At 48.1% G+C, this 649-nt stretch carries 1 protein-coding gene; it reads right to left on the minus strand.

Features of this window, described 5'->3' with window-relative positions; genetic code table 11:
* On the minus strand, window positions 1-649 hold a 649-nt coding region (locus EHO59_RS07695), incomplete at both ends, for an NADH-quinone oxidoreductase subunit D-related protein (protein ID WP_484177325.1).

Consider the following 649-nt stretch of genomic DNA (forward strand, 5'->3'; position numbering starts at 1 on the left):
TGCCCAAGCATCTCCCTTCATGTTTGCGTGATCCAAATCCAGTTTGATCCCTTCTCCCGCAAGAGAATAGCTTGTGTCATGATGACGTAAGTCTCTAGAGAAGCCGATGCATTTCTCCACCATTCCCACAAAGCCGAGTTCTCTCAGTTGTTTTGGAGTAAGAGCTCCGCAGATTTGAAGCCTCTCTCTATTTGTGGATTTGCTTGCCGCTCTTTCGAAATGACCGGCCACATCTTCTGTGACATCTGCAATTCGTTTTGCAAGATCCGCAAGTACGGATTCGGAGAGATCTTTTTTCAAACGCACTTTTCCGGGAGAAAGAGCTCCTCTTCCGAAACGGTTTCCAGTAAGAGCCTCCATGACTCCGAGAGGAACCCCTCTCTGCATGGAGCAAACTCCTTGCAAAGGATAGTATCCTACGTCACCCGCAATCGCACCCATATCCCCGATATGGATCGCTATCCTTTCTATTTCGAGAAGGACAGTTCTTGCGAAGGCGACTTCTTCTGGAACGGAAATGCCATGAGCCTCTTCGAATGCCTTACTGAATGCGATCCCATAAGCAACGCTTGAGTCTCCGGAGATCGCTTCCGCGTAGGAAGAGATATCATCCTTATTCTTGCCTTTCAATAAGTCCAAGAGTCCTCTT

The organism is Leptospira semungkisensis, from assembly GCF_004770055.1.
In the GTDB taxonomy this organism is placed as follows: domain Bacteria; phylum Spirochaetota; class Leptospiria; order Leptospirales; family Leptospiraceae; genus Leptospira_B; species Leptospira_B semungkisensis.